The following is a 26,506-nucleotide window of genomic DNA, read 5'->3' on the forward strand; positions in this document are numbered from 1 at the left end:
CCGCAGCGCTACGGCGCCAGATAGCGCAGCAGTTCCGGATCGCTCCGCACCTCACTCGCGCCGCCTTGCAGCGCAACCCTGCCGCGGTCGAGGACGTAGGCGTAGTCGGCGACGCGCAGCGCCAGGTCGAGGTGCTGCTCGACGATGATGACGGCGATCTCCTTGGCGAGATCGATCAGGCGCTCGGTGATCTCCTCGATCACGCCGATCCAGACGCCTTCGGTCGGCTCGTCCAGCAGCAATAGCTTGGGATCGCCCAGCATGGCGCGGCCGATGGCGAGCATCTTGCGCTCGCCGCCGGAGAGGGTGCCGGCGGGCTGGTCGAGCCGCTGGCCGAGCTTGGGGAAGATGGTCAGCACGTGATCGACGGCGTCGGCCTTCTTGCTCGCGAGCGAGCCGACCGCGAGATTGTCGCGCACCGACAGGCGCGCGAACACCGAATGCTCCTGCGGGACATAGCCGATGCCGGCGCGGACGCGCTCCTGGGTGGCGCGGCGGCTGATGTCGCGGCCGTCGAAGAACCTCCCCCTTCCACGCCGGCAGTTCGCCGACGATGGTCTTCATCAGCGTGGTCTTGCCGGCGCCGTTGCGGCCGAGCACGGCGACGCCGCCGCGCCAGGGAATGCCGAGGCTGACGTCGAACAGGACCTGGCTGCGGCCATAGCCGGCGTCGAGATGCTTGATATCGAGGAAGGTTTGTTCAGGCACGGCGCAGATAGATCTCCTGGACGGCCTTGTTGGCCTGGATCTCGGACACTGTTCCCGAGGCCAGCACCTTGCCCTGGTCGAGCACGGTGAGGCGATCGCAGATGTCGCGGATGAAATCGAGGTCGTGCTCGACGATAACGAGGGAGCAATGCTGCTTGATCGGCTGCAGCAATTCGCCGGTGACGCGGCGCTCCTCCAGGCTCATGCCGCCGGTGGGCTCGTCGAGCAGCAACAGTTTCGGCTTGCCGGCGAGCGCCATCGCGATCTCCAGCCATTGCTGCTGGCCGTGCGACAGCGCAGCGGCCGCATCGAAGGCACGGTCGGCGAGGCGGAACTGCGTCAGCATGGTCATGACCTGGTCGTGCAGCTTGTTGCGCGTGCGCGAGAACACGAGGTCGAGCAGCGAGCAGTGCGCCTGCAGCGCGAGCAGGATGTTGTCGTAGAGCGTCAGCGTCGGCAGCACCGAGGTGATCTGGAACTTCAGGCTCATGCCGGCGCGCGCGCGCTCGGTCGGCGTGAACGCGGTGATATCGGTGTTGACGAAGGAGACCTTGCCCTGCGTCGGCACTTCGGCGCCGGCGATGCACTTCATCAGCGTGCTCTTGCCCGAGCCGTTCGGGCCGATCAGGCCGTGGAACTCGTTCTCGCCGACGGTGAGCGCCGCACCGTCGAGTGCGGTGAGCTTGCCGAAGACCTTCTTGATGCCGGCGGCCTCAAGGAGCGGCATTGCGCTTCTCCTTTGGCTTCGAACCGAAGCTGCCGACCCGCTCGCGCTCGCCGAGCACGAAGCTGATCAGGCCGAGCGGCCGGAACAGGATCACGAGCAGCAGCAAGAGGCCCAGGATGATCGGCCAGACGTCGCGGTAATTGTCCGACAGCCAGAAGCTGACGCCCTCGATGATCACGGTGCCGATCACGGCGCCGATCAGCGTGCCGGAGCCGCCGAACAGCACGTAGAGCACGACCTGGGTCGAGAACACGACGCCCAGCATGTTGGGCCAGACGAAGCCCTCGTGGAAGGCGTAGAGGCTGCCGGCGAGGCCCGCAATGGCGCCGCCGATGGTGAAGATGATGGCTTTCAGGTGCTGCACCTTGTAGCCGAAGAAAGCGATGCGCTGCTCGTTTTCGCGCAGGCCCGCGAGCGCCAGGCCGAACTGCGAACGTACCAGGAAGCGGCAGAGCAGATAGACGACCACGAGGATGCCGAGCACCATGTAATAGTGGATCGGGCCCTCCACGAACTCGTAGCCGCCGAGGGTGAGCGGCGGGATCGACGGGATGCCGTTCTGGCCGCCGAGATAGTACCAGCCGCGCGCCAGGCGATCGGCGGCATAGGAGCCGGTGAGCGTGCCGAGCGACACGAAGATCACGCTCGAGGGATGCCGTCCCAGCAGCAGGAAGCCGCCGAGCAGGAGCGACGCGGTGAGCCCGATCAACGTGCCGGCAGGCAGGATCAGGAGAATCGACGTGACGTTGAGGTCGCGCGCGAGCAGCGCGACGCCGTAGCCGGCCGAGCCGAAGAACAGGGCCTGGCCGAAGCTCATGATGCCGGCATAGCCCCAGACCAGGTCGAACGACAGCGCGAACAGCGCCAGGATGAGCACCCGCGTCGCGAACACCGTGAGATAGTCCTGCAGCACCCATGGCAGGACCAGTGCGATCAACAGCACCAGCCCCTCCACGATCGGCAGGACCTTCCATCCTGCCGACGCTCGTCCCGCCGGCGCGCTTGCGGCCGGTGCACCCTCGCCCGTCACGACATCTGGTTCCTCACCGACGCGTGCGACAGCCTCTCTTGCTCCAACCATTGATCGCTCAGCATTCCTTGGGATCGACGAGGCCGTTGCTGCGGGCGACGATCTCGTAGTTCCCACCCTTGGCGACCGCGGTGTACATCTTCATCTTGCAGTGCCGCTTGCCCGGCACCATCTCGGCGGGCCCGCCCGGACCTTCGGCGATCTTGGCGTGGTCGAGCGCGGCGGCAACCGACTCGCGATCGATCTTGCCGGCTTCCTTGACCGCGGCTTCCCACAGCTTCAGGCCGCGATAGGTGCCGGTGGCGGCGCTGCCGGCGGCGAACAGGAAGTTGCCGGGGAAATCCTTCTCGTACGCGGCCTGGATCTTGGCGTCGAACGGGTTCTCCTTGGTCAGCACCTTGAAATAATCGAGGCAGCTTGCGAGGCCCTCGATCTCCGCGGCCTGGTTGATGTTGAGCGTGTTCTCGTCATAGTAGACGCAGGCGAGCCGCCCGCCGTTCTTGAGGAAGCCCGCTTCATAGAGCTGCTTGAAGAACGGCCCGACGCCCGGCGGAATGACGGTGTTGAAGACGACATCGACCTTGTTGGAGATGATGCGGTTGACCGTCGAGGAGAAGTCGACCTGGTCGAGCGGGTAATATTCCTCGAACACGACCTCGCCGCCGTTGGCTTCGATCACCTTGCGGGCGTAGACGTTGAGCGTGTGCGGCCAGACATAGTTGGCGCTGGGCAGCGCGAACTTTTTGCCGCCGTTCTTGATCAGCCAGGGGATGAACTCGTCGCACTGTTGCGCCGGCGTCGGGCCGGTGCAGAACAGGTAGGGCGTGCACTCCTTGCCTTCGTAGAGCTGCGGATAGATGTAGAGCGTCTTGCCGCGGGCGACGATCGGATCCTTGATCGCGTTGCGCATCGACGAGGTGATGCCGCCGAGCACCATGTCGACCTTGTCGCGCTGGATCAGCTTTCGCACGTTGCCGACGGCGACGGATTCGTTGGACGCGGTGTCCTCGATGTAGAGCTCGAGCGGACGGCCGAGCAGGCCGCCGGCCGCGTTGATCTCCTTGATCACCATCTTGGCGACGTTGGCGTCGGCATTGCCGGCATAGGCGATGGGGCCGGTGAGGTCGGTGGCGATGCCGACCTTGATCGGGCCTTCCGCCGCATTGGCCCAGTCGGGCCTGACCACCCAGCTACCGACCCCGGTCGCGAGCGCGCCGGTCGCGAACGCGAAATTGCTCATGAAGCGGCGGCGCGTGAGATTGGTACGATCGAACATGTGATTAAACCCCTTTTCCAGCGATGAGACCCTGCGGGCGGAATTTGATGAAGACAATGGCGAGCACGAAGACGAGGACATCGGCGACGACGGGCGCCATCACCCACGGCAGAGCGGCGCTAAGCGTGCCGATGACGCCGGCGCCGGCGACCGGGCCGATGAAGGAGCCGACGCCGCCGACCATGACCGCGACAAAGCCCTGGATCAGGAAGCGCAGCCCGAGATCGGCGTAGAGGCTGAACACCGGCACGATCAGCGCGCCGGCAAGCCCGGCGAGCGCAGAGCCGAACGCGAAGGTGGCGCCGTACATCAAGGGCGTGGAGATGCCGGAGGCGCGCGCCAGCGACGGGTTCTCCAGTGTGGCGCGGACCCGAAGCCCGAACGAGGTGCGCGCCAGCAAGAGATAGCAGCCGGCCATCACCAGGAGCGTGACGACGATGATGGTGAAGCGCCAGGCCGAGATGTGGACGGAGCCGATGTCGATCGAGCCGCCGATCGGCTCCGGCACGGTGAGATAGAACCCGCCGATCAGCCCGCGCACGGATTCGCGGATGATCAGGCCGAGCGCATAGGTGCCGAGCATGGCGACGATGGGTGCGGCGTAGAAGCGGCGGATGATCAGCGCTTCCAGCACGAAGCCAAGCGCGCCGACGACGAAGGGCGCCGCGACCATGCCCGCCCAGATCGGCAGGCCCCTGGCATAGGCGAGATAGGTGATGTAGGCACCGAGCAGGACGAACTCGCCCTGCGCGAAGTTGAAGATGCCCATCATGCTGGCGATGATTCCGAGCCCAAGCACGATCAACACGATGATCGCACCGAAGCTCAGGATCTCGAACGCCGCGGCAAAAGTGCTAGCCATGGCGTTCGATCCATCCAGCCTGCGTCTGCGACAAGCGGGGCCTCACATCTTCTTCCAGTCGCCGATCTGCTCGAAGGCATGGGCGGCGCGGTAGATGGTGGATTCCTCGAACATGCGGCCGACCAGCATCAGGCCGACGGGCAGGCCATCGACCATGCCGCAAGGCAGCGACATCGCGGGATGATGCGTGATGTCGAACGGCGCGGTGTTGGAGATCATCTCGAGCGCGCGGGCGACGTACTCCTCGCGGCTGGCATTGGGCTCCGGCAGCTTGGTCGCCTTCATCGGCGTGGTCGGCATCAGCAGGAGATCGTAATCCCTGAACGCCTTGTCGTAGGCCGCGGTCAGCCGGCGCGAGATGTTGAGCGCCTTGCCGTAGAAGCGTGGACCGAAATTGTTGTTGATGTAGGTGCCGAGCATCATGAACAGCTTCGTGGTCTCCGACAGCGAATCGGCCTGCCGGCGCCAGCCGCGGTGGAAATCCATCAGCGAGGTCGAATAGAGGTCGCCGCGGCTGAGGCCGTAGCCGTCGCCGAACATCATGGTCTGGGTCAGGCCTTCGGTGCCGATCGGGGTCCAGATCGCGCCGCCGAGGAGGTGCATCGGGATCGAGACGTTCTCGACGGTGGCGCCGAGATCCTTGAAACGCTTTGCCGCCTCGCGCACGCTTTCATTCACCGCAGCCTCCGCGCCCGGCTGCTCGAAACCTTCCTTGAGGATGCCGATCTTCATGCCCTTGACGCCCTGACCGAGCGCCTTGGTGTATTCCTCGACCTTCGGAGCCTTGATGCGCGGATCGTAGCCGTCGTCGCCGGCGATCACCTCGAGCAGCAGCGCGTTGTCGGCCACCGTCGCGGTCATCGGGCCGGTATGGTCGACATAGATCTCGATCGGCATGATCCCGGTGTAGGGCACGAGGCCCCAGGTCGGCTTCATCCCGTAGATGCCGCAGAACGAGGACGGCATGCGGATCGAGCCGCCCTGATCGCCCCCGATCGCCATGTCGACCTCGCCGAGCGCGACCACGACGCCCGAGCCCGACGACGAGCCGCCGGCCGAGTAGCCCATCTTGTGCGGATTGTGCACCGGCCCGTAGGATCCGGTGTGGCTGCCGCCGGACAGGCAGAAGTGCTCGCAATGCACCTTGCCCTTGATCTCGGCTCCGGCGTCCAGCATGCGCGTGACGATCGTGGCGTCGAAATCGGGCACATAGCCTTCCAGCGTCGACGACCCGTTGGTCATGGGAACGCCGGCCAGCATGATGTTGTCCTTCAGCGCAACGGTCTTGCCCTTCAGCTTGCCGCTGGCGGCACCTGTCACGGTCGATTTGCGATACCAGGCGTTGCGCGGGTTCTCCTCGGCCGAGGGCCGGTAGCCCGGCGTGCGCGGGTACTTCACCTCCGGCACCTCGTCCGGCATCGTGGCAACGAGATTGTAGGCCTCGATCGAGCCCTGCATCAGGCCGCGGAACGAGGCGACGTCGTCGTCGGTCAGCGAAAGGCCGCACTGCTCGGCGACGCTGCGAAGTTGGTCGGGCGTGGGAAGGACAACTGTCACGGCGCTCTCCTGATAGCTTTTGATCTTTGGATTTGATCCCTCGAGGCAGGGTGCACCGGCGCGTTGCCCGCACGAACCGCTCACCCCATTGTTGTATTGAAAACGGAAATATTTTCCTTTTCAAGTATTATTTCGCAAAACCTTCCGGCGACGCTGTCGCACTGCTCAGATCGGCTTGATCACCCTGAAGTCGAGACCGTCGGCTTCGGCAAGATACATCGGCATCCTGGCATGGCCGCTGCGCACCGTGACCGGACCGCGCGGCCCGCGATAGACGAGGTTGTCCGCCGCCGCGAGCAGCGGCCGCATGTCCAGCGTGCCGGCGCGCTTGGCGGCGGCCTCGAGCAGGCAGAATCCTTCGTAGGCGGACTCGCTGCACGAGCCGACCGGCGGCGCGAAGGCACCGAACATCGCGCGATAGCGGTCCCTGAAATCGTCGCCTTCGCGTGAGCCGACGGAGGAGAAATAGCCGGAGGCGCAGAACAGATTCTCGGTGTTGTCGGCGCCGATGCCGAGCAGCACGGTCTCGTCGAAACAGCCGGCGAAGCGCAGCGTGGTGGCGGCAAGACCGGCATCGGCGAAGGCGCGGTTGAAGGTCACGCTGTCGGTGCCGATCAGCGAGATCAGCACGACATCGGGTTTCGCGGCGCGGATGCGTTCCAGCTGCGCTTCGTGATTATCCTCGCCGACCGGCACGAACTCCTCGCCGACCACGAGACCGCCGGTCTCCTTGATGTAACGCTTCACCGCGCGATGCGACTGCCAGGGCCAGACGTAGTCGCTGCCGATCAGGTACCAGCGCGCCGCCTTCTTGACCTCCGCGAGCCAATGGATCGAGGGCCGGCTCTGCCAGCGCGGCGTCTCGCCGATCGCCATGACCCCCGGCGTGCGCTCGCCGCCTTCATAGACCGGGGTGTAGATATAGGGGATCTTGCTGCGGGTGATCAGGCCGCGCAGCGCGACGCGCACTGCGCTGGTGTGCATGCCCATGATGAGATCGACGTCGTCGGATGCGATCGCCTGCTCGGCGCGATCGAGCACGTCCTCGATCGGTCCGCCGGCATCATAGACCGAGAATTCGATCTCGCGGCCGAGGATGCCGCCGCGCCGGTTGATGTCGGCGACGGCGAGTTGCGCGCTCGAGGTCGCGGCCGGTCCCCACATCCCGGGCGAACCGGTGCAGCAGACGAAGCCGCCGATCCGAAGCCGGCTGCGCGCACCGCGCGGACCGAAACCGTCCCGATCCATCGGGGAAAAGACCCGATCGGACCGCGCCGACGTCAGGTTCCGGAACAGCAGGGATGGCGGGCATGGAAGGCCGCCATCCCTGTTGCTCGAGGTTCGGGCCATGACGTAGGGCGTCGAATGCACACCTGCTCCTGTCTGGCACCGGCAAGCCGCGCGGCGAGCGCGGCATCGCCCGGTCCATCTAGATCGTCCTGATCACATTGAAGTCGAGACCGTCGGCTTCAGCGAAGTACATCGGCATCTCGGCGCGGCCGTCGCGAATTGTGACGGTGCCGCGGGCGCCGCTGTAGACGAGGTTGTGCGCTGCGGCGGACAATGGTCCGATCGACAGCGAGCGCGCCTCGTTGGCCGCCGCCTCGAGAAAGCGCATCCCCTCATAATTGGACTGCCCGACCGAGCCGATCGGCGGCGCATGCGCCCCGAACATCGCGCGGTAGCTGGTCCGGAAGTCGTCATTGGCGCGCGAATCGATGCACCCGAAGTAGCCGGAGGCGCAGAACAGATTCTCGGTGTTGTCGGCGCCGATGCCGAGCAGCACGGTCTCGTCCATCGCGCCCCCGAGCCGCAGCGTCGAGGTGGCAAGGCCCGCTTCGGCGAAGGCGCGGTTGAAGGTGATGCTGTCGGTGCCGATCAGGGAGATCAGCACCACGTCCGGCCTGGCGGCGCGGATGCGCGCCAGATGCGGCTCGTGATTGTCCTCGCCGACCGGAACGAACTCCTCGCCGACGACCTGGCCGCCCGCTTCCTTGATGTAGCGCTTCACCGCGCGATGCGACTGCCAGGGCCAGACGTAGTCGCTGCCGATCAGGTACCAGCGCGCCGCCTTCTTGACCTCCGCGAGCCAATGGATCGAGGGCCGGCTCTGCCAGCGCGGCGTCTCGCCGATCGCCATGACCCCCGGCGTGCGCTCGCCGCCTTCATAGACCGGGGTGTAGATATAGGGGATGCGGTCGCCGGTGACCTTGCGCAGCGCGACGCGGACGGCGCTGATATGCGAGCCCATGATGAGGTCGACCTCGTCGAAGGCGATCGCCTGCTCGGCGCGGCGCACCACGTCTTCGATCGGGCCGCCGGAATCGTAGATCGACAGCTCCAGCTCGCGGCCCAGAATGCCGCCACGCTTGTTGATCTCGGCGACCGCCAGCATCGCGCTGTTGGTGGAGCTCGGGCCCCAGATCCCGGGCGCGCCGGAGAAGGTGATGAAATTGCCGATTCGAAGCTTGCTGTCGGTGCCGCCACGGCGCGACGAGCCGGGCTTGAGGGTCAAAGCAAGATCGGCCGCGCAGGACGACGGGTTTCGAAACAGCAGCGGCGGCGCGACGGGCATGCCGCCATACGCCTGGAAAGAGACCGTCGAGAGCACGCCAACTCCTGTCTGGGAAGCAGTACGCAACGCAGCCAGCGGGCGGTCGCGGCATCCGCCCCTTGGTTGGGGGAATATCCTAGGTGAAAATATTGAATATTCAACAATTGAAGTGCATATAGAAACGGCATGAGTTGCCGGACATTCATTCACCGGGTCAGGAACCAGGTCTCACGCCGTGGCTAAACCGCCGAAAGAAAACTCCCCGATCACCGAACACCTCGCCTACCTGCTCGCGCAAGCCAACCGGGAAATCAACCGGCAGCTCGAACTGCGGTTGAGCAAGGAAGGTGTTCCCGTCGAGCAATGGCGCATCCTGAAAGTGCTGTCGGATGGCAACGGCCACTCGATGGGAGAGCTTGCGGATGCGGTGCTGCTCAACCATCCGACATTGACCAAGATGATCGACCGCATGGTCTCCGACACGCTGGTCTATCGCGTGCAGGACCCGAACGACCGCCGCAAGGTCCTGATGTTCATCTCCGACCGCGGCAAGGTGCTGTGCAGGAAGCTCAACTCGCTCGCGGTGGACCAGGAGGAGCACATCCTGGAAAGCTACGGCGACAAGTCGACGAGCGAGCTCAAGCGGCTGCTGGAGAGCCTGATCGGCAGCGCCAATTAAGGCCGCGCCGGCCCGGCGCGCTTCTAACGAAACCATCGAAAAAAGACCGGCAGGAAATGTCGGGATGCAGCGGTTTGGAGCGTCCTTGGGGCGCGCCCTGCGGCGCAGCCTTCGCGCTTGGCCGCGCTGGTCCACCCGATCACTCGCTAGTGAGGATTCCCGTCATGACTTCGATCACGCCGTTCCTCTGGCTCGACAACAACGTCCGCGACGCGGTCGCCTTCTACCAATCGGTGTTTCCGAACGCCAAGATCGAGACCGTCAGCGATTTCATGGCGAGCTTCGAACTCGAGGGGCAGCGGTTCCACGCGCTCAATGGCGGGCCGCAGCACAAGTTCAACGAGGCGGTGTCGTTCTTCCTGAGCGTCGAGACCCAGGAGCAGGTGGACTACTTCTGGGAGAAGCTCACCGACGGCGGCCAGGAATCGCGCTGCGGCTGGCTCAAGGACAAATTCGGCCTGTCCTGGCAGGTGATCCCGACCGCGCTCGGCCGTTATCTCAGCGCCCCCGACCGCAAGGCCGCCGACCGCGTCATGCAGGCCATGCTGAAGATGCAGAAGATCGTGATCGCCGATCTCGACAAGGCCTTCGCCGGCTGAGAGCGATGCGGCTCGACGGGCGGGCCAGTCGCCCGCCGCCTCAGCGCGTGCGACGGCTTACGCGTACCGCCCGTGGCAGTGCTTGTACTTCTTGCCTGAGCCGCACGGGCAGTCCTCGTTGCGGCCGATCTTGCCCCAGCTGGCCGGATCGTTCGGATCGCGGTCGGTGGCAATCATCCCAGGCGCCAGCGAGGCCTGGGCGTAGGTGGCCTCGGTCAGGCGCGCCTGCGCCATCTCGTCCTCGCCGGTGTTGGGGTCGAACTTGTGCGCCTCCATCGGCGGCAGGACCGGGGCTTCCTGCTCCGGCGGGACGATCTCGACCCGCATCAGCTGCGCCGTGACCGCCTCGCGCAAATGGGCGCTCATCTCCTGGAAGAGATTGAAGGCTTCGGTCTTGTACTCCTGCAAGGGATCGCGCTGGCCGTAGCCGCGCAGGCCAATGACCTGGCGCAGATGATCGAGCATGATCAGGTGCTCGCGCCAGAGATGGTCGAGGGTCTGGAGCAGGATCGTCTTCTCGACGTAACGCATCACGTCGGGACCCCATTGCCCGACCTTGGCCGCCATGTGCTCGTCGGCCTTGGTCTCGATGCGGTTCAGCAGCTCCTCGTCGGCGATGCCTTCTTCCTTCGCCCATTCGTCGACCGGCAGGTCGAGATCGAGCACGCGCTTCAGTTCCTCCTTCAGACCCGCGACGTCCCACTGCTCGGCATAGGCATGCTCGGGCACATGCTTGGCGACGAGGTCGTCGATGAAGGCGTGACGCATGTCGGTGACGGTCTCGGCGACGCTCTCGTCCTTCATCAGCTCGACGCGCTGATCGAAGATCACCTTGCGCTGGTCGTTCTGGACGTTGTCGAACTTGAGGAGGTTCTTGCGGATGTCGAAGTTGCGCGCCTCGACCTTCTGCTGCGCCTTCTCCAGGGCCTTGTTGATCCAGGGATGGATGATGGCCTCGCCCTCTTGCAGGCCGAGACGCTGGAGCATGCTGTCGAGACGGTCCGAGCCGAAGATCCGCATCAGGTCGTCTTCGAGCGACAGGAAGAATTTCGAGCGGCCGGGGTCGCCCTGACGGCCGGAACGGCCGCGCAGCTGGTTGTCGATGCGGCGGGATTCGTGGCGCTCGGAGCCGATGATGTAGAGGCCGCCGGGCTTCTTCACGGTCTTGGCAGGCTTGGATCCCTTCGCCGGCTCGATCTCGACGGTCTCCTCGGCCTTCAGCACGATTTCGCGGAAGCGCTCGATGTCGGCCTTGATCTGCTCGATCTTCTTCGCCTTCTCGGCCTCGTCGGTGATAGCAGCGGTCTCCTGCTGGATGCGCATCTCCAGCGAGCCGCCGAGCTTGATGTCGGTGCCGCGGCCGGCCATGTTGGTGGCGATCGTGATCGCGCCGGGCACGCCGGCTTCCGCGACGATATAGGCCTCCTGCTCGTGGAAGCGCGCGTTCAGCACCGCGAACAGCTTCGCCTGCTTGCCGGCGCGGGCCGCGGCATAGAGCTTGTCGAGCGCGCCCTCCTTGCCGAAATCGATCTGCTTGTAGCCGTTCTTCTTCAGGAACTCGGCAAGCACCTCTGATTTCTCGATCGAGGCCGTGCCGACCAGCACGGGTTGGAGCCGCGAATTGGCGCGCTCGATCTCGGCCAGAATGGCTGCGTATTTCTCCTGCTGGGTACGATAGACCTCGTCGTCCTCGTCGAGGCGCGCGACCGCCAGATTGGTCGGGATCTCCACGACCTCGAGCTTGTAGATGTCGAACAATTCGTCCGCTTCGGTCGCGGCCGTGCCGGTCATGCCCGCCAGCTTCTCGTACATGCGGAAGTAGTTCTGGAAGGTGATCGAGGCGAGCGTCTGGTTCTCGGGCTGGACCTGGACGTGCTCCTTGGCCTCCAGCGCCTGGTGCAGGCCTTCCGAATAGCGGCGGCCCGGCATCATGCGACCGGTGAACTCGTCGATGATGACGACCTCGTTGTCGCGGACGATGTAGTCCTTGTCGCGGGTGAACAGCGTGTGGGCGCGCAGGGCCTGGTTGATGTGGTGCACGACGGAGACGTTCTCGACGTCGTAGAGCGACTCGCCCTTGAGCTGGCCTGCATCGCGCAGCAGGGTCTCGATCTTCTCCATGCCGGCTTCGGTCAGCGTCACAGTGCGCTGCTTCTCGTCGACCTCGTAATCGGTCTTGTCGAGCCTGGGCAGGAAGCCGTCGATGGTGTTGTAGAAATCCGAGCGGTCGTCGAGCGGACCGGAGATGATCAACGGCGTGCGCGCCTCGTCGATCAGGATGGAGTCGACCTCGTCGACGATGGCGAAGAAGTGCGGGCGCTGGACCATGTCCTCGAGCCGGTACTTCATGTTGTCGCGCAAATAGTCGAAGCCGTATTCGTTGTTGGTGCCGTAGGTGATGTCGCAGGCATAGGCCGCCTTGCGCTCGGCGTCGTCGAGGCCGTGCACGATCACGCCGGTGGTCATGCCGAGGAAGCCGTAGATCTGGCCCATCCAGCCGGAGTCGCGGCGGGCGAGGTAGTCGTTGACGGTGACGACATGGACGCCCTTGCCGGCGAGCGCATTGAGGTAGACCGCGAGCGTTGCGACCAGCGTCTTGCCTTCGCCGGTCTTCATCTCGGCGATGTCGCCCTCGTGCAGCACCATGCCGCCGATCAGCTGGACGTCGAAATGACGCTGGCCGAGCGTGCGCTTGGCCGCCTCGCGCACGGTGGCGAAGGCCGGCACCAGGAGATCGTCGAGCGTCTTGCCTTCGGCGAGCTGCTTCTTGAACTCGGCGGTGCGCGCTTTCAGCGCCTCGTCGGACAGCTTGGAGACTTCGGGCTCCAGCGCGTTGATCGCGTTGACGCGGGACTGATATCCCTTCACCCGCCGGTCGTTGGCGGAGCCGAAAAACTTGCGGGCGAGCGCGCCGATCATGCCTAATTCCTGTTCTTCGGTCTCGAGTTCGGTCTTCGTTCAGTGTCGGAATTCAACTTGGAATTCAGTCTTGGATTACAGCCTGAGATGGTCCGCCGGATCGCCTATCAACTCACCGTGACGCGCTGCGGTTCGAGCCCCGGCCCGGGGGCTCCTCCGCCAATTGAGTGGGAAACAGGCCATCCTGGGTTCAACGGCGAAAAACGCAGCAAAATAAGCGCTCTCGCCGCTGACGCGGTTGGCCAGAGATATGGCCCGGTCGGGGGGTTGTCAACGCTGGCAAGATGTCAAGGAATTCATCATTTTGACAAGACTTTCGCGTTGCCAATGTAACACGATTGGGCGAGTGTCCGCCCCGCTCGAGCTTCCCCCCTTTGAGACAAGGATTTTGCATGACCACCTCGCCCCCGGAAACCAAAACCGGCCTGCGCCTCGGCCTCGCCACCCTGGCCGCGACGGGCTGTCTTGTCGCAGTGCTGGCTGCCGGCCTCCCGGTCCGGGCCGCGGAATCCGATCCGGTGCTGGCGAAGGTCAACGGTTCGGAGATCCACGCCAGCGACGTGGCGCTCGCCGAGGAGGAACTCGGCCCGAGCCTGCAGCAGATGGACCCCTCGACCCGCAAGGACAACGTGCTGTCGTTCCTGATCGACATGAAGATCGTGTCCAAGGCCGCCGAGGACAAGAAGATCGAGAACAATGAGGAGTTCAAGAAGCGCCTGGCATTCGCCCGCAACCGGCTCCTGATGGACAGCCTGCTCGCCAATGAGGGCAAGGCCGGCACCACGCCGGACGCCATGAAGAGGGTCTACGAGGAAGCCGCCAAGCAGATCACCGGCGAGCAGGAGGTGCGCGCCCGCCACATCCTGGTCGAGACCGAGGACGAGGCCAAGGCGGTGAAGGCCGAACTCGACAAGGGCGCCGATTTCGCCGAGCTCGCCAAGAAGAAGTCCAAAGATCCGGGCTCCGCCGATGGCGGCGACCTCGGCTTCTTCACCAAGGAGCAGATGGTGCCGGAGTTCTCGGCCGTGGCGTTCTCGCTCGAGCCCGGCAAGATCTCCGACCCCGTGAAGTCGCAGTTCGGCTGGCACATCATCAAGGTCGAGGAAAAGCGCAACCGCAAGGCGCCCGATTTCGAGCAGGTCAAGGCCCAGATCGAGCAGTACGTGACCCGCAAGGCTCAGGCCGAGTATGTCGCCAAGCTGCGCGCCGAAGCCAAGGTCGAGCGCATGGACAAGCCGGCCGACGCGGCCGCGCCGGCCGATGCCGCCAAGGACGCGCCGAAGCCCGCCGACAACAAGATGGCGCCGGCGAAGAAGTAAGCTTCGCGACGTCAATAGCTTCAATGCGCGATGGCCGGGCTCGTCCCGGCCATTTTCTTTTTGGAACGCCTTCGGTTGATCGCGTCGTCCCGGCGCAGGCCGGGACCCATACGCCGCAGCGAAGCTTGTCTTGCCGCGGCGGCCGTTTCTTAAACAATTGATGACGGTGGTGATGGGTCCCTGTGTCTTGGAAGTCTGTCATGATGGGTTGGGCGGGAAGCCGTTGGGTCCTTGGCGCTTGACGCCGTGAGCCGGCTCGGCCTCCCGCCCGTTCCATTACCAACCTGAACAGTTGCACGAGGCTGCGCCAACAGACCTCGCATCACAGGGACAGGCACCGTGATCATACCCCCTCGTTATGTCGGAATCGACGTCTCCAAGAAGCATCTCGATATCTTTGATGAAGCTGACGGCGTGTCCAGGCGCATCGCCAACGCGGCACAGGCCATCACACAGCAGGTGGCGCGTTGGCGATGCGATGCGCTGGTCGTCTTCGAGGCCACGGGCGCCTATGACCTCGCGCTTCGCGAGGCCCTAAGCCAGGCCGGTGTCCGCTTCGCTCGGATCAATCCGGCTCGAGCTCGCGATTTTGCGCGGGCCAGCGGCCAACTTGCCAAAACCGATCCGATCGATGCACGGATGCTGGCGGCCTTTGGCCGGGTCATGCAGCCGGCAACCGAGCGGGCCGCCAATCCCGCCCGCAACGCTTTGGCAGGGCTTGCAAAACGGCGGGACCAACTGGTTCTCATGCGCGCGCAGGAGAAGAACCGGCGCAGCGAGGCCGACGACCGCGCCATGGCCGAACGGATCAGTCGGCTCATTGAGGTTCTCGATGGCGAGATCGCCGAGATCGAGGCCGATATCAACGCATTGACCAAGGCCGAGCCGGAGATCGCGGACGATGCGCGGTTGATGCGCTCACTGCCGGGCGTGGGTCCCGTGGCTTGCATGCAGCTGATCGCGAAGATGCCGGAACTTGGACATGTTGGAGCGAAGCAGATCGCCGCGCTCGCGGGCCTTGCCCCCTTCAACGTCGACAGCGGCGCCTTCCGTGGAAAACGCAAGATCGCCGGCGGCCGAAAGCGCGTTCGTGACGCCCTCTATATGGCGGCTCTGAACGCGGTTCGTCGGGCCGATCCATTCAAGGCCTTCTACGCGCGGCTGCGACAGGTCGGCAAACCAGCCAAGCTCGCTCTCATTGCCGTCGCCAGGAAGCTCCTAACGGTCCTCAACGCCATGATGCGCGACAGAAAGCCCTACCTGCAGACCAAGCCGACATAACAGTTGCCGGCCTTCGCCGGGACGATGCTGTGGCGCGTCCGCATCGCAGCCCTCTCCCGCTTCGCACGGCGAGATGTTATGGAGCGCTTCCCTCCCCGTAGCCGGAAACTTGCCGATGTCCACCGCCGTCTCTCCCCTCGCCCCGCCCGACGTTCCCGACATGCCCGTGATCGCGGGCATCCGTCTTGCGACGGCCGAAGCCGGCATCCGCTACAAGAACCGCACCGACGTGCTGCTGGCGGTGATGGACAAGGGCACCGCCGTCGCCGGCGTCTTCACCAAGTCGAAGTGCCCCTCTGCCCCCGTGGAATGGTGCCGCTCCAAGCTGAAGGGCGGCAAGGCCCGCGCGCTCGTGGTCAATTCCGGCAATGCCAATGCGTTCACCGGCAAGACCGGCCGCGCCTCCACCGCGCTGACCGCGAAGATCGCCGCCAAGGCGGTCGGGTGCAGCGAGAGCGAGATCTTCCTCGCCTCGACCGGCGTGATCGGCGAGCCGCTGGATGCGACCAAATTCGACGGCGTGCTGGCGCAGCTCGCACAGACCGCGACCCCCGATCGCTGGATGGACGCGGCCAAGGCGATCATGACCACCGACACATTCCCGAAAGTCGCGACCGCGACCGTCAAGCTCGGCAAGGCCAAGGTCACCATCAACGGCATGGCCAAGGGCGCCGGCATGATCGCCCCCGACATGGCAACGATGCTGTCGTTCATCTTCACCGACGCCCCGATCGCGCCGGCCGCGCTGCAGGCGCTGCTCAAGAGCGGCGTCGAGGACACTTTCAATGCGGTGACGATCGACGGCGACACGTCGACGTCGGACACGCTGCTGGCTTTTGCGACCGGCGCTGCCGCCGCCAACGGCGCGCCGAAGATCTCGCGCGCCGGCGACCCGCGGCTGAAGGCCTTCACCAAGGCGTTCCAGCAGATCCTCGCTGATCTGTCCGAGCAGGTGGCGCGCGACGGCGAAGGCGCGCGCAAGCTGGTCGAGATCACGGTCGAGGGCGCCAAGACCAAGGCCTCGGCGCGCAAGATCGCGATGTCGATCGCCAACTCGCCGCTGGTGAAGACCGCGATCGCGGGCGAAGACGCCAATTGGGGCCGCGTGGTGATGGCGGTCGGCAAGGCCGGCGAGCCGGCCGATCGCGACAAGCTCTCGATCTCGTTCAACGGCATCCGCGTCGCCAAGAGCGGCGCGCGCGATCCTGACTATGACGAAGCGCAGGTGTCGGAAGCGATGAAGGCGCCGGAGATCGCGATCAAGGTCTCGCTCGGCCTCGGCAAGGGCCGCGACCGCGTGCTGACCTGCGACCTCACCAAGGAATACGTCGCGATCAACGGGGATTACAGGTCCTAGTCGCTTCCGTCACTACGAGCGGCGCGCGCGAGCAATCCACCTCATCCAGCGACGCGGAGATGGATTGCTTCGCTTCGCTCGCAATGACAGAATCTGCGAGACGAACTCGCATCGGGACATTGACGCCGCATGGCTGACATCAAGCTCACGCTCGTCGTGGCCTGCGCGCTGGTCGATGCCGACAAGCGCGTCCTGATCGCGCAACGTCCCGAGGGCAAGCAGCTGGCCGGCCTCTGGGAATTCCCCGGCGGCAAGCTCGAGCCGGGCGAGCGGCCGGAGCAAAGCCTGATCCGCGAGCTCCATGAGGAGCTCGGCATCACCGTCGCCGAGCCATGCCTCGCGCCACTGACTTTCGCCAGCTACGGCTACGAGACCTTTCACCTCCTGATGCCGCTTTACATCTGCCGGCGCTGGGAGGGCCTGGTGACGCCGCGCGAAGGGCAGAACCTCGCCTGGGTCCGCGCCAACAAGCTGCGCGACTATCCGATGCCGCCGGCGGACATTCCGCTGATCCCGCATCTGATCGATCTGCTGCTGTGATCCTCTTCGCCCCTCCCGCTTGCGAGGGAGGCGCGCTGCCAAAATATCGAAAACAACCCCATGCAAAGCAGGTGGCGGTGGCCGGCGTCCGACCAGGCGACTTGACACGTCGGGCAACTCACCGGCATTATTCCATTATTCCGAAATCGTGATGTGAGTCCGCGGCTTCTCCAACGCGTCGTCCCTGCGAAGGCAGGGACCATACGCCGCGGCGGACCTTGTTGAAGGGATTCGTCGTTCCAGCATCGCCCAACAATTGGCATTTGTGGTTATGGGTCCCTGCTTTCGCAGGGAGGACGCTGAGGATGGTTCTCTATTCCAGGCGTCACACCACGCGATGTCGTCACCTGCGTATTGATGCGGCCTGCCAGCTGGCGAAACCATCTGCGATAGCCCTCCCCCGCAAGGAGGAAGGGAGCCTGCGCAGCGTGCTCACCTCACGCTTCAGCGCTTCGCCTGCTTCACCGCCGCCTCAAGGCTCGCCTTGGCCGATCCCGGCTTCAGCGGCTGCTGCTGGCTCGCATGCGGGGCCCAGCCGGACAGCCAGATGACGTCGAACGTCGCCCGGATGCGGCCATCGGCATCGGCAAAGCGCTCGGCGTAGATTTCGGCCATCCGCAGCATGGTGGCGCGGCGAGTTAAGGTGTGACGTCGCTCGCGCAGCACATTGGTCGCGCCCATGCGCCGCAGGTCAGCCATCAGCGCGAACGCGCTGGCATAGCGCACCACGACGCGATCGACGTCGGTGACCGGCAGCGCGAAGCCTGCCCTCTGCAACAGCGCGCCGATGTCGCGCAGGTCGGCGAACGGCGCCACGCGCGGCGACACGCCGCCCTCGCATTCGGCCTCCGCGGCGGCAAACGCCTGCCGCAACTCGGTCAGGCTGTCGCCGCCGATCATCGCGGCGAGCAGCAGCCCGTCCGGCTTCAGCGCCCGGCGAACCTGCGCAAGCACGCCCGGCAGGTCGTTGACGAACTGGAAGGCGAGCGCGGAGACCACTAGATCGCGCGACTCCGGCGCCAGTCCGAGCGATTCCGCCTCACTGAATCCGATCGCATCGACCGCGGCGACACGCCCATGCAGGGCGTCCGCGAGCCCGTTGCCCGGCGTCCAGACGTCGGCCGCCGCGGAAAAGCTGCGCGACACCGCCTGCAGCCGATCCGTCATGTCTTCGGTGGCGCGATCGAGCAGGAACGTCGCCGCCCCCTCGCGCCGCGCGCGCGCCAGCCGCGCGCCGAGCACGGCGCGATCGAACAGGATGGGGGCTGAGGGCGGAGGCGCTGCCATGCCCGCTGGTTACGCCGGACCGCCGCCGCAGGCAATGCGCCTTGAGCCCGCGCTGCTCAAACGCTAGCCTCGCCCGCCATGGACGCCGAGGCATCACCGACACGCTCCATTACCGGTCACGTCCAGCGCGCACTTGGCGCGATCGGGGGCGCGTGGCTGCGCACGGCGCGGCTGACGCTCGATATCGCGCTGCCGACGCTATGCGTTTCGTGCCGCGAGCCGGTCGATGGCGAGGGGGTGTGCGCGGCCTGCTGGGCCAGATTGTCGTTCATCGAACGGCCCTACTGCCCGCGGCTGGGCATTCCCTTCGTTTATGACCCCGGCCCCGACATGCTGTCGATGGAGGCGATCGCGAGCCCGCCGGCCTACCAGCGCGCGCGGGCGGCGGTGCGTTACGACGACGTCGCGCGCACGCTGGTGCATGCGCTGAAATACCAGGACCGCACCGATCTGGCGCCCGCCATGGGCCGCTGGATGGCACGGGCGGGGAAGGAATTGCTACGCGAGGCCGATATGCTGGTGCCGGTGCCCCTGCACTGGCGGCGGGCCTGGCGCCGCCGCTACAACCAGTCCGGGGCGCTCGCCAAGGTGATCGCGCTCCAGAGCGGCGTCAAAATGGCTGCCGAAGCGCTGCGGCGCATCCGCGCCACCGAGCAGCAGATCGGGCTGTCACGCAAGGACCGCGCCAGCAATGTGCAGGGCGCATTCGGGGTCGCCGATGAACGCAAGGCTGACGTCCAGGGCCGCCGTGTGATCCTGATCGACGACGTCCTGACCTCGGGCGCGACAGTGGACGCCTGCGCGCGGGCGCTGCTCCGCGCCAAAGCCGCGCAGGTCGACGTGCTGGTGTTTGCCCGGGTTGTCGATACCCACCGCGCTCCCATATAATCTGACATTCTGGTTCAACCGAGCGCACCATGACCGCTGCCATTGAAATCTATACCCGCCCGGGCTGCGGTTATTGCACCGCGGCCAAATCGCTTTTGACGCGCAAGAACGCCGCGTTCACCGAATTGAGCGTCGCCAGCAACCCGGCCTATCGCGACGAGATGTATGGCCGCGCCGGCGCGGGCTCGACCTTCCCGCAGATCTTCATCGGCAAGACCCATGTCGGCGGCTGCGACGAGCTCTATGCGCTCGACCGCGACGGCAAGCTCGACGGCATGCTCAGCAACGGAGGCGGCGCCTGATGACGGAGAACATTTTCACCGCGGCCATGGTGCAGATGCGCACCGGCCTGATGCCCGAGCCGAGCCTCGAACAGGCAACGAAGCTGATCCGGCAGGCTGCGGCCAACGGCGCCGACTACGTGCAGACGCCCGAAGTCAGCAACATGATGCAGCTGAACCGCAAGGCATTGTTCGAGCATCTGCAGAGCGAGGAGGACGACGCTTCGCTGAAGGCCTACCGCGCGCTCGCGGCGGAATTGAAGATTCATCTCCATGTCGGCTCGCTGGCGCTGCGCTTCTCGCCGGAGAAGGCGGTCAACCGCTCTTTCCTGATCGGGCCCGAGGGCGATGTGCTCGCGAGCTACGACAAGATCCACATGTTCGACATCGAGCTGCCGGACGGCGAGAGCTATCGCGAATCCGCCAATTACCAGCCGGGCGAGACCGCCGTGATCTCCGATCTGCCCTGGGGCCGCGTGGGCTTGACGATCTGCTACGATGTGCGCTTCCCGGCGCTCTACCGCGCGCTCGCCGAGAGCGGCGCGTATTTCATCACGGTGCCGTCGGCCTTCACCCGCAAGACCGGCGAAGCGCATTGGCACGTGCTGCTGCGCGCACGCGCGATCGAGACCGGCTGCTTCGTCTTCGCCGCGGCCCAGGCCGGCCTGCACGAGAACAAGCGCGAGACTTACGGCCATTCGCTGATCATCGATCCCTGGGGCGAGATCCTCGCCGAAGGCGACGTCGAGCCCGGCATCATCATGGCGAAGATCGACCCGGCCAAGGTCGAGACCGCCCGCCGGGCCATTCCCTCGCTCCAGCATGGCCGCCGCTTCGGCGTCTCCGACCCCAAGGCCGGACCGGACCATTTGCACCTCGTGCGGGGCTCGGCATGATCCGCTACGCCCTTCGCTGCGACCGAGACCACGCCTTCGAGAGCTGGTTCCAGAGCTCGTCGGCCTATGAATTGCAGGAGCGACGTCACCTGATCGATTGCCCGTCCTGCGGCTCAAGCAAGATCGAGCGCGCGATCATGGCGCCGCAGATCGTCAGCAAGAAGGGCCGCGAACCGGCCCAGCCGGCGCCGGCCGCGCCCGTCGAAGCGACCGGCAATGAATTGACCTCGCTGCTGATGGCGCAGGAGCGCGAGCTGCGCACCAAGCTCAAGGAGCTGCGCGATCATATCGTCAAGAACGCCGACAATGTCGGCGAGCGTTTTCCCAACGAGGCTCGCGCCATGCACTACGGCGACAAGGAGCACCGTCCGATCTATGGCGAGGCCTCGCCGGAAGAGGCGAAGTCGCTGATCGACGAAGGCATCGAGGTCTCGCCGCTGCCGACGCTTCCGGAAGATAGGAATTGACTCACTCCGTCATTCCGGGATGGTCCGAAGGACCAGACCCGGAATCTCGCGCCGCGATCTCCGGATTCCGGGTTCGCGCTGCGCGCGCCCCGGAATGACGGCCACGAGGAAGCATGACCCCCGACTCATTCTCCTCCTGGCAGGTCTGGGCGTTTCTTTCCGCCGTTTTCGCCGCGCTGACCGCGATCTTCGCCAAGGTCGGCGTCGAGGGCATCAACTCCGATCTCGCCACCCTGATCCGCACCGTGGTCGTCTTGATCACGCTGTCGGCCATCCTGTTCGCGACCGGGCAGTTCACCCAGTCCGGGCCGATCTCGGCGAAGAGCTGGCTGTTCCTGCTGTTGTCCGGGCTCGGCACCGGCGCGTCGTGGATCTGCTATTTCCGCGCGCTCAAGCTCGGACCGGCGACGCTGGTCGCGCCGATCGACAAGCTCAGCGTGGTACTGGTGGCGCTGTTCGGCGCGGTCTTCCTCGGCGAGCGCCCCTCGGCCTATGGCTGGCTCGGGATCGCGCTGATCTCGGCGGGTGCGGTGCTGATTGCGGTGAAAGGGTAATTACGCGGCGATCAGCAGCGCGACGCCGATCACGATCAGGACGATGCCGAACACCTCGCGCGGCGCGATCGGCTGCTTGAACGAGTAGTAGGCCACGGCCTGCGCGAACAGCACCTCGATCAAAGCAAGTGTGCGGACATTGGCGGCCGCCGTCAGCGCGAACGCCAGGAACCAGAATTGCGATGCGAAGGCGCCCGTGAAGCCGGCGAGCATCGACGGCCGCCACAGCCTGAGGATCGACCTCAGCACGTCGGGTGCGCGCAGCAACAGATAGACCGACAGGATCAGCGTCTGCACGAGGAGGCTCCACATCAGCGTGTAGGAGGCCGCCGTGACAAATGAGACTGAGGGCACCGCGATGATCGCGCCGCGAAAGCTCACCGCCGAGATCGCGAACACCGCGGCGGCGCCGAGGCCGAGCACGGTCGGGCGCAGTTCGGCAAAGCTCTTCTCGCCGCCCGGCCGCAGCGCAGTGATGACGACGCCGACGGTCGCGATCACGATCGCGAGCACCTTGAGCCAGGTGAGGTGATCGCCGAGGAAGATGAAGCCGAAGATCGCGGTCTGTATCGCCTCGGTCTTCAGATACGCCGTCGTCACCACGAAGGAGCGGTCGTTCATCGCGAGCAGCATCAGGCCGGTGGCGACGATCTGGCTGAGCGCGCCGGTTACCAGCCACGGCCAGAACGCGGCCGCCGGCCACGGCACGCGATCGCCGGTCAGCAGCACCGCCAGCGCGAGGAACAGCACCGAGAATGGAAAGCCGAACAGGAAGCGGATATTGGTCGCGCCCCAGGTCCCCAGCGGCTTCGTCAGCGACCGCTGCATCGCATTGCGCGCGACCTGCCCGAGCGCGGCAACGATGGTGAAGGGAATCCAGAGACTGGCGATGGTGAGCATGCAGGATAAGGGAGGTGTGCCGGGCGGGAATATGCGCGCAGCGTGCCGATTGTGGCCGACGCGGTCAACCGAGGCGGTGCATGACAGGGCTGCGTGGTCTCCGCAAACTCGCCGTCGTCCCTGCGAACGCAGGGACCCATAACCACGGGGAGCAGTATGTGGCACGCCGGTCAGACAAGCAGGTCGCTGAGGTCTCGCCATTCGAGATTCTCGCGTTCAATCAGCTCGATCTTCCAGTCGCGCTTCCATCGTTTGAGTTGCTTTTCGCGAGCGATGGCTTCTTCAGCCCGCTCGTAGGCTTCCACGTAGACGAGGCGGTAGACACCATATGTCTTGACGAACGACGAGCCTATCCCGGCTCTATGCTCCTCGAGCCGCTTCTGTACGGAATTCGTCACGCCGATATACAGCGTGCCATGGCGTCAGCTTGCGAGGATGTAGACGTAATACATGCTCGGAACGCTGACCTCGCCCAATTATTTGGGCCGGTGGTTATGGGTCCCTGCTTTCGCAGGGACGACACCTTTGGGAGGACACAGCGTCTCACATCTCCACCAGTCGCGCCACAAACTCCGCGTCGCCCCTGCGAAAGCAGGGGCCCATAACCACAGGGAGCTGTTTGGGGCACGATAGCCGGACAGCTGACCCTACAACAAATCGGAACGCGGACCTCGCCCAACTGTTGGAGCCGGTGGTTATGGGTCCCTGCTTTCGCAGGGACGACGCCTATCGTGTGGCCGCGACCGTGGCATCTAACTCACACCTCTTCCGCCACCACCATGTAGTTCACGTCCGTATCGGACGAGAGGGTCCATTTGTCGGCGAAGGGGCTGTAGACCACGCCGGTCTGCTCGGTGATGGTGAGGTTGACGTCGCCGAGATAGCGCTCGAGCTCATCGGGGGTGACGAACTTGCTCCATTCGTGGGTGCCGCGCGGCAGCCAGCGCAGCACGTATTCGGCGCCGACGATGGCGAGCGCGAAGCTCTTCCAGTTGCGGTTCAGCGTCGAGACCACCATCAGGCCGTTCGGCTTCAGCATCGAGGCGCAGCGCTTCAGGAAGACGCCGACATCGGTGACGTGCTCGACCACCTCCATCGCCAGCACGATGTCGAAGCGCTCGCGCGGGTCGATCTCCTCCACCGTGGTGCAGCGATAGTCGATCGCAAGATGGCTCTTGTCGGCGTGCAGCTTCGCCGCGGCGATGTTGCTCTGGGAAGGATCGATGCCGATGACCTGTGCGCCCAGCCGCGACAACGGCTCGCACAGCAGGCCGGCGCCGCAGCCGATGTCGAGCACGCGCAGGCCGAGGCAATTCAGACTGCGTTGCGCTCGAACTTGCGGCAGGCGGCGTCGCGGATATAGCCGAGCCGCAGCGGGTTGATCCGGTGCAGCGGCGCCATCTTGCCCTTGGGGTCCCACCACTCCGCGGAGAGTTTCGAGAATTTCGCGATCTCGGCCGGATCGACCGAGCTTGCGGAGGCATTGGCGGAGGAACTGGCGGAGGAACTGGAAAGAGTTGATTGCGTGGCCATGGTTGCGCGCGGTCCTACCGCGTGGTGATCGAACTACGGAAGGCGAGCGGCGAGGCGATGGTCCTGATCGTCTCGATGCCCTCGCCGACGCCGCGAATCGTCACGTCGCCGTAGTTGAGAATACGTCCAAGAATGGACTGGTCGACGTCGACGCTCTCGACCTTGTCCAGCGCCATCTCGAAGGTTCGGCGCTTGATGAAACCGGTCTTGTGCACGACCCTGAGATTGGTGACGTCGGTCTCGGTGGTGAAGCGATGGAACCAGGCCGCGGCGGTCCAGTACAGCGCCGCGACCGCGACCACGGCGGCGGCGGCAAAGCAGGCCATCACGAGGCCGTCGACCGTGGTCATCCGCGACAGGATCAACAGGGCCAGCGCCACGATCCAGGCCACGATGGCCGGAAAGTAGAAGATCCAGTGCGCATTGGTCGAATACAGCACCCGCTCGCCCGGTTGCAGGATCTCGTCGATATAGCGTCCCATCCAATCCGCCTTCGAGTTGCCCTCGTGTTACCCGTGCGCCACAACCCGCCCGCAACCGGCCAAAACACCCCCAAAAGACACTCGAGGGCCCCCTACCTACCGGCTTGCCCCCGGGCGCGGCGCTATGTATACGCGCGTTTCGGTCCCCGCGCTTGCGGTTTTCGGCGTGGGTTAACCTACTTATCCTCTTGAAGGAATGCACGCGTCGTCATGAGCCGCCTCGTGATGAAATTCGGCGGCACGTCCGTCGCCAACATCGAACGTATCCGCAACGTCGCACGCCATGTGAAGCGTGAAGTCGATGCCGGCCATGAAGTGGCCGTGGTCGTCTCCGCGATGGCCGGCAAGACCAACGAGCTGGTCGCCTGGTGCACCGAGGCCTCGCCGATGCACGACGCGCGCGAATACGACGCCGTGGTCGCCTCGGGCGAACAGGTGACGTCAGGTCTTCTTGCCATCGTGCTTCAGGGCATGGGCATTCAGGCCCGCTCCTGGCAGGGCTGGCAGATCCCGATCAAGACCAGCGACGCCCATGCCTCGGCCCGGATCGAGGACATCGACGGCAGCGAGATCATCAAGCGCTTCCAGGAGCGCAAGGAGGTCGCGGTCATCGCCGGCTTCCAGGGCATCAACCCCGAGACCAACCGCATCACCACGCTCGGCCGCGGCGGCTCCGACACCTCGGCCGTGGCGATCGCTGCCGCCGTCAAGGCGGACCGCTGCGACATCTATACCGACGTCGACGGCGTCTACACCACCGACCCGCGAATCGTGCCGAAGGCCAAGAGGCTCGACAAGATCGCGTTCGAGGACATGCTGGAACTGGCCTCGCAGGGCGCCAAGGTGCTCCAGGTCCGCTCGGTGGAACTCGGCATGGTCCACAACATGCCGATCTTCGTCCGCTCAAGCTTCGACAAGCCCGAGGATATCGACCCGCATGCCAACCAGCCGCCCGGCACGCTGATCTGCAGCGAGGAGGAGATCATGGAAAGCCACGTCGTCACCGGCATCGCCTTTTCGAAGGACGAGGCCCAGATCTCGGTGCGCCAGATCGAGGACAAGCCCGGCGTCGCGGCCTCGATCTTCGGCCCGCTGGCGGATGCGAACATCAACGTCGACATGATCGTGCAGAATGTTTCCGAGGACGGCAAGACCACCGACCTCACCTTCACGGTGCCGGCCGCCGACTATACCCGCGCCAAGGATACGATTACCGCCGCCAAGGCGAAGATCGGCTATGCGCGGCTCGATACCGCCACCGACGTCGCCAAGATCTCGGTGATCGGCAGCGGCATGCGCAGCCATGCCGGCGTGGCCGCCCAGGCGTTCTCGGCCCTCGCCGGGCGGAACATCAACATCCGGGCCATTACAACCTCCGAGATCAAATTCTCGGTTCTGATCGATGCCGCCTATACCGAGCTGGCGGTGCGCACCCTGCATACGCTGTACGGCCTCGACCAGGCGTAAGCGCGACCGGCGGGGGCGGCGCTCGCTCCGCTGTCATTCCGGGCGATGCGACAGCATCGAACCTGGAATCTCGAGGTTCCGGGTTCGTCGCTTCGCGACGCCCCGGAACGACGAGACCGAGCACTGGCGGTGCTCCCCAGCCGCGCCCCGGAGTTAGAATTTCTCTTAGCGGGCGCAGCATTGGGCTGACGCAGACGTTATTTGCTACTGGCAGGCGTTTTGCTTGGCAAAACAAGCCTCAATTCGCTATACGGCGAGTCAGGTAGGCTGTCGCAAACTGTGGCACAGTTTAGTGATCCCGAATCGGCGGGAACTGGCGAGCGGCGACGCCGAATGATTAAAA

Annotated in this window: 24 protein-coding genes and 2 pseudogenes; 12 read left to right on the forward strand and 14 right to left on the reverse strand. The window is 65.1% G+C overall.

Going from position 1 to position 26,506, the window contains the following annotated elements:
- Window positions 1-8: 8 nt before the first annotated feature.
- From RX327_RS38295 to RX327_RS38330, 8 genes and pseudogenes are all read right to left on the reverse strand, one after another.
- A pseudogene (locus RX327_RS38295) lies at window positions 9-708 on the reverse strand (ABC transporter ATP-binding protein).
- Window positions 701-1,435 (reverse strand): ABC transporter ATP-binding protein, encoded by a 735-nt coding sequence (locus RX327_RS38300; protein WP_317248974.1) that lies wholly within the window; start codon window positions 1,433-1,435, stop codon window positions 701-703. The pseudogene RX327_RS38295 and the gene RX327_RS38300 overlap by 8 nt, the downstream one beginning before the upstream one ends.
- Window positions 1,422-2,516, reverse strand: coding sequence for a branched-chain amino acid ABC transporter permease (locus RX327_RS38305; RefSeq protein ID WP_317248975.1), 1,095 nt, complete (start codon window positions 2,514-2,516; stop codon window positions 1,422-1,424). Before RX327_RS38305 ends, RX327_RS38300 begins: the two co-directional genes overlap by 14 nt.
- A 7-nt stretch (window positions 2,517-2,523) precedes the next feature.
- The gene (locus RX327_RS38310; protein WP_317248976.1) at window positions 2,524-3,741 is read right to left on the reverse strand and encodes a substrate-binding protein; all 1,218 of its coding nucleotides are present in this window, start codon (window positions 3,739-3,741) and stop codon (window positions 2,524-2,526) included.
- A gap of 4 nt (window positions 3,742-3,745) precedes the next feature.
- The gene (locus RX327_RS38315) at window positions 3,746-4,603 is read right to left on the reverse strand and encodes a branched-chain amino acid ABC transporter permease (RefSeq protein ID WP_317248977.1); all 858 of its coding nucleotides are present in this window, start codon (window positions 4,601-4,603) and stop codon (window positions 3,746-3,748) included.
- 42 nt (window positions 4,604-4,645) lie between these two features.
- Window positions 4,646-6,160 (reverse strand): amidase, encoded by a 1,515-nt coding sequence (locus tag RX327_RS38320; RefSeq protein WP_317248978.1) that lies wholly within the window; start codon window positions 6,158-6,160, stop codon window positions 4,646-4,648.
- Between the two features lie 165 nt (window positions 6,161-6,325).
- Window positions 6,326-7,510: a substrate-binding domain-containing protein gene (locus tag RX327_RS38325; protein ID WP_317251418.1), complete on the reverse strand. Its 1,185-nt coding sequence runs from the start codon at window positions 7,508-7,510 to the stop codon at window positions 6,326-6,328.
- A gap of 79 nt (window positions 7,511-7,589) precedes the next feature.
- Window positions 7,590-8,771 carry a substrate-binding domain-containing protein gene (locus RX327_RS38330; protein ID WP_317248979.1) on the reverse strand — a complete coding sequence of 394 codons (1,182 nt, stop codon included), beginning with the start codon at window positions 8,769-8,771 and terminating at the stop codon, window positions 7,590-7,592.
- Window positions 8,772-8,949: 178 nt separating this feature from the next.
- On the opposite strand from RX327_RS38330, the gene RX327_RS38335 reads away from it, so the two are divergent.
- Window positions 8,950-9,393 carry a MarR family winged helix-turn-helix transcriptional regulator gene (locus tag RX327_RS38335; RefSeq protein WP_317248980.1) on the forward strand — a complete coding sequence of 148 codons (444 nt, stop codon included), beginning with the start codon at window positions 8,950-8,952 and terminating at the stop codon, window positions 9,391-9,393.
- Window positions 9,394-9,557: 164 nt separating this feature from the next.
- On the forward strand, window positions 9,558-9,992 hold the full coding sequence (locus RX327_RS38340; RefSeq protein WP_050385023.1) for a VOC family protein: 435 nt from the start codon (window positions 9,558-9,560) through the stop codon (window positions 9,990-9,992).
- Between the two features lie 57 nt (window positions 9,993-10,049).
- Here RX327_RS38340 and secA read toward each other — a convergent pair whose 3' ends face one another.
- A complete protein-coding gene (gene secA / locus RX327_RS38345; protein WP_317248981.1) occupies window positions 10,050-12,911 on the reverse strand; it encodes a preprotein translocase subunit SecA in 2,862 nt (953 codons plus the stop codon).
- Between the two features lie 392 nt (window positions 12,912-13,303).
- On the opposite strand from secA, the gene RX327_RS38350 reads away from it, so the two are divergent.
- From RX327_RS38350 to RX327_RS38365, 4 genes are all read left to right on the forward strand, one after another.
- Window positions 13,304-14,230 carry a peptidylprolyl isomerase gene (locus RX327_RS38350; protein WP_317248982.1) on the forward strand — a complete coding sequence of 309 codons (927 nt, stop codon included), beginning with the start codon at window positions 13,304-13,306 and terminating at the stop codon, window positions 14,228-14,230.
- Between the two features lie 339 nt (window positions 14,231-14,569).
- Entirely contained in the window at window positions 14,570-15,511 is a 942-nt protein-coding gene (locus RX327_RS38355; protein ID WP_283089494.1) for an IS110 family transposase, read from the forward strand.
- Between the two features lie 115 nt (window positions 15,512-15,626).
- The gene (gene argJ / locus RX327_RS38360; RefSeq protein WP_317248983.1) at window positions 15,627-16,868 is read left to right on the forward strand and encodes a bifunctional glutamate N-acetyltransferase/amino-acid acetyltransferase ArgJ; all 1,242 of its coding nucleotides are present in this window, start codon (window positions 15,627-15,629) and stop codon (window positions 16,866-16,868) included.
- Between the two features lie 129 nt (window positions 16,869-16,997).
- Window positions 16,998-17,408 (forward strand): (deoxy)nucleoside triphosphate pyrophosphohydrolase, encoded by a 411-nt coding sequence (locus RX327_RS38365; protein WP_317248984.1) that lies wholly within the window; start codon window positions 16,998-17,000, stop codon window positions 17,406-17,408.
- A 444-nt stretch (window positions 17,409-17,852) separates the two neighbouring features.
- Here the strand turns inward: RX327_RS38365 and RX327_RS38370 are convergent, their stop codons facing one another.
- Window positions 17,853-18,695 carry a methyltransferase domain-containing protein gene (locus RX327_RS38370; RefSeq protein WP_317248985.1) on the reverse strand — a complete coding sequence of 281 codons (843 nt, stop codon included), beginning with the start codon at window positions 18,693-18,695 and terminating at the stop codon, window positions 17,853-17,855.
- Between the two features lie 78 nt (window positions 18,696-18,773).
- On the opposite strand from RX327_RS38370, the gene RX327_RS38375 reads away from it, so the two are divergent.
- From RX327_RS38375 to RX327_RS38395, 5 genes are all read left to right on the forward strand, one after another.
- Complete coding sequence (locus RX327_RS38375; protein WP_317248986.1) at window positions 18,774-19,583, forward strand: ComF family protein; 810 nt, start codon at window positions 18,774-18,776, stop codon at window positions 19,581-19,583.
- A gap of 29 nt (window positions 19,584-19,612) precedes the next feature.
- A complete protein-coding gene (gene grxC, locus RX327_RS38380; protein ID WP_317248987.1) occupies window positions 19,613-19,885 on the forward strand; it encodes a glutaredoxin 3 in 273 nt (90 codons plus the stop codon).
- Window positions 19,885-20,760 carry a carbon-nitrogen hydrolase family protein gene (locus RX327_RS38385; RefSeq protein WP_317248988.1) on the forward strand — a complete coding sequence of 292 codons (876 nt, stop codon included), beginning with the start codon at window positions 19,885-19,887 and terminating at the stop codon, window positions 20,758-20,760. The genes grxC and RX327_RS38385 overlap by 1 nt, the downstream gene beginning before the upstream one ends.
- Complete coding sequence (locus RX327_RS38390; RefSeq protein WP_317248989.1) at window positions 20,757-21,227, forward strand: DUF1178 family protein; 471 nt, start codon at window positions 20,757-20,759, stop codon at window positions 21,225-21,227. The genes RX327_RS38385 and RX327_RS38390 overlap by 4 nt, the downstream gene beginning before the upstream one ends.
- Window positions 21,228-21,340: 113 nt before the next feature.
- Window positions 21,341-21,781 carry an EamA family transporter gene (locus RX327_RS38395; protein WP_050387750.1) on the forward strand — a complete coding sequence of 147 codons (441 nt, stop codon included), beginning with the start codon at window positions 21,341-21,343 and terminating at the stop codon, window positions 21,779-21,781.
- Here the strand turns inward: RX327_RS38395 and RX327_RS38400 are convergent, their stop codons facing one another.
- From RX327_RS38400 to RX327_RS38415, 4 genes and pseudogenes are all read right to left on the reverse strand, one after another.
- Window positions 21,782-22,681 (reverse strand): DMT family transporter, encoded by a 900-nt coding sequence (locus RX327_RS38400; protein WP_317248990.1) that lies wholly within the window; start codon window positions 22,679-22,681, stop codon window positions 21,782-21,784.
- 170 nt (window positions 22,682-22,851) lie between these two features.
- Window positions 22,852-23,091, reverse strand: coding sequence for a GIY-YIG nuclease family protein (locus tag RX327_RS38405; RefSeq protein WP_244482655.1), 240 nt, complete (start codon window positions 23,089-23,091; stop codon window positions 22,852-22,854).
- A gap of 347 nt (window positions 23,092-23,438) precedes the next feature.
- Window positions 23,439-24,214 (reverse strand): annotated as a pseudogene (gene ubiG / locus RX327_RS38410) (bifunctional 2-polyprenyl-6-hydroxyphenol methylase/3-demethylubiquinol 3-O-methyltransferase UbiG).
- A 14-nt stretch (window positions 24,215-24,228) separates the two neighbouring features.
- Window positions 24,229-24,696 (reverse strand): PH domain-containing protein, encoded by a 468-nt coding sequence (locus RX327_RS38415; RefSeq protein ID WP_317248991.1) that lies wholly within the window; start codon window positions 24,694-24,696, stop codon window positions 24,229-24,231.
- Between the two features lie 210 nt (window positions 24,697-24,906).
- Between RX327_RS38415 and RX327_RS38420 the strand changes: the two genes are divergently transcribed.
- A complete protein-coding gene (locus RX327_RS38420) occupies window positions 24,907-26,163 on the forward strand; it encodes an aspartate kinase (RefSeq protein ID WP_239620155.1) in 1,257 nt (418 codons plus the stop codon).
- Window positions 26,164-26,506: the final 343 nt, after the last annotated feature.

The sequence above is a fragment of the Bradyrhizobium sp. BEA-2-5 genome (assembly GCF_032918025.1).
GTDB classification, from domain to species: domain Bacteria; phylum Pseudomonadota; class Alphaproteobacteria; order Rhizobiales; family Xanthobacteraceae; genus Bradyrhizobium; species Bradyrhizobium pachyrhizi.

What these genes read in the sequence shown, in the direction of transcription:
- RX327_RS38325 (WP_317251418.1), bottom strand. Translation starts at nt 7,510, where the DNA reads ATGGCCCGAACCTCGAGCAACAGGGATGGCGGCCTTCCATGCCCGCCA.
- RX327_RS38395 (WP_050387750.1), top strand. Translation starts at nt 21,341, where the DNA reads ATGACCCCCGACTCATTCTCCTCCTGGCAGGTCTGGGCGTTTCTTTCC.
- RX327_RS38350 (WP_317248982.1), top strand. Translation starts at nt 13,304, where the DNA reads ATGACCACCTCGCCCCCGGAAACCAAAACCGGCCTGCGCCTCGGCCTC.
- RX327_RS38400 (WP_317248990.1), bottom strand. Translation starts at nt 22,681, where the DNA reads ATGCTCACCATCGCCAGTCTCTGGATTCCCTTCACCATCGTTGCCGCG.
- grxC (WP_317248987.1), top strand. Translation starts at nt 19,613, where the DNA reads ATGACCGCTGCCATTGAAATCTATACCCGCCCGGGCTGCGGTTATTGC.
- RX327_RS38375 (WP_317248986.1), top strand. Translation starts at nt 18,774, where the DNA reads ATGGACGCCGAGGCATCACCGACACGCTCCATTACCGGTCACGTCCAG.
- RX327_RS38390 (WP_317248989.1), top strand. Translation starts at nt 20,757, where the DNA reads ATGATCCGCTACGCCCTTCGCTGCGACCGAGACCACGCCTTCGAGAGC.
- RX327_RS38310 (WP_317248976.1), bottom strand. Translation starts at nt 3,741, where the DNA reads ATGTTCGATCGTACCAATCTCACGCGCCGCCGCTTCATGAGCAATTTC.
- RX327_RS38300 (WP_317248974.1), bottom strand. Translation starts at nt 1,435, where the DNA reads ATGCCGCTCCTTGAGGCCGCCGGCATCAAGAAGGTCTTCGGCAAGCTC.
- RX327_RS38420 (WP_239620155.1), top strand. Translation starts at nt 24,907, where the DNA reads ATGAGCCGCCTCGTGATGAAATTCGGCGGCACGTCCGTCGCCAACATC.
- RX327_RS38365 (WP_317248984.1), top strand. Translation starts at nt 16,998, where the DNA reads ATGGCTGACATCAAGCTCACGCTCGTCGTGGCCTGCGCGCTGGTCGAT.
- RX327_RS38305 (WP_317248975.1), bottom strand. Translation starts at nt 2,516, where the DNA reads ATGGTTGGAGCAAGAGAGGCTGTCGCACGCGTCGGTGAGGAACCAGAT.
- RX327_RS38315 (WP_317248977.1), bottom strand. Translation starts at nt 4,603, where the DNA reads ATGGCTAGCACTTTTGCCGCGGCGTTCGAGATCCTGAGCTTCGGTGCG.
- RX327_RS38340 (WP_050385023.1), top strand. Translation starts at nt 9,558, where the DNA reads ATGACTTCGATCACGCCGTTCCTCTGGCTCGACAACAACGTCCGCGAC.
- RX327_RS38415 (WP_317248991.1), bottom strand. Translation starts at nt 24,696, where the DNA reads ATGGGACGCTATATCGACGAGATCCTGCAACCGGGCGAGCGGGTGCTG.
- secA (WP_317248981.1), bottom strand. Translation starts at nt 12,911, where the DNA reads ATGATCGGCGCGCTCGCCCGCAAGTTTTTCGGCTCCGCCAACGACCGG.
- argJ (WP_317248983.1), top strand. Translation starts at nt 15,627, where the DNA reads ATGTCCACCGCCGTCTCTCCCCTCGCCCCGCCCGACGTTCCCGACATG.
- RX327_RS38370 (WP_317248985.1), bottom strand. Translation starts at nt 18,695, where the DNA reads ATGGCAGCGCCTCCGCCCTCAGCCCCCATCCTGTTCGATCGCGCCGTG.
- RX327_RS38385 (WP_317248988.1), top strand. Translation starts at nt 19,885, where the DNA reads ATGACGGAGAACATTTTCACCGCGGCCATGGTGCAGATGCGCACCGGC.